We start from the raw sequence: 605 nt of genomic DNA on the forward strand, positions 1-605 counted from the left end.
CATGTCCCCAGGGTCTCAGCTGACTCGTGCATCTATTCTCAGACACGCCCTAGCCCCGTTCTTCGCCGCATGCGGCAGGATGCAGACATGACGACCGCTCCCGAACAGACCCTGGCCCAGCTGCGCGAGTTCATCGCCGAACGTGGCTGGGCCCGGTTCCACACCCCGGCCAGCCTCGCCAAGTCCATCAGCATCGAGGCCGCGGAGCTGCTCGAGCACTTCCAGTGGGCGGAGGACGGCGCGGACATGGACGAGGTGCAGGACGAGCTGGCGGACGTGCTGACCTACGCGTTCATGTTCGCGGACCACATGGGCTGGGACGTGGATGAGATCATCCAGGCCAAGCTGGTGAAGACGCGGATCAAGCACCCGGTGCCGACAGGCGGGGACGAGGAGGCGACGTCGTCATGACCGACCACAACCCCGGGTACACGTTGGAGCGCCTGCCGTTCAGGGGCGCCCTTCCCCCCGAGCAGGAGAAGAACGCGCGCATGCGGGACTGGCCCGCTGTGTACGTGATCGACAATGAGAAGCAGGTCTACGTCGGCGAGGGGCGTGTCAGATGGTCTGTGTAAGCCGTACCGAGAGGAACGGTAAGAATCATG

The 605-nt window shown here is 64.6% G+C and carries 2 protein-coding genes; both read left to right on the forward strand.

Going from position 1 to position 605, the window contains the following annotated elements:
• Positions 1-87 precede the first annotated feature (87 nt).
• Positions 88-411, forward strand: a complete 324-nt coding sequence (locus NR072_RS06600) for a nucleotide pyrophosphohydrolase (RefSeq protein WP_256836584.1) — start codon at positions 88-90, stop codon at positions 409-411.
• Positions 408-575: a hypothetical protein gene (locus NR072_RS06605; RefSeq protein ID WP_256836585.1), complete on the forward strand. Its 168-nt coding sequence runs from the start codon at positions 408-410 to the stop codon at positions 573-575. Before NR072_RS06600 ends, NR072_RS06605 begins: the two co-directional genes overlap by 4 nt.
• Positions 576-605 lie beyond the last annotated feature (30 nt).

Source organism: Micrococcus sp. Mcc89 (assembly GCF_024519795.1).
GTDB classification, from domain to species: Bacteria; Actinomycetota; Actinomycetes; order Actinomycetales; family Micrococcaceae; genus Micrococcus; species Micrococcus luteus.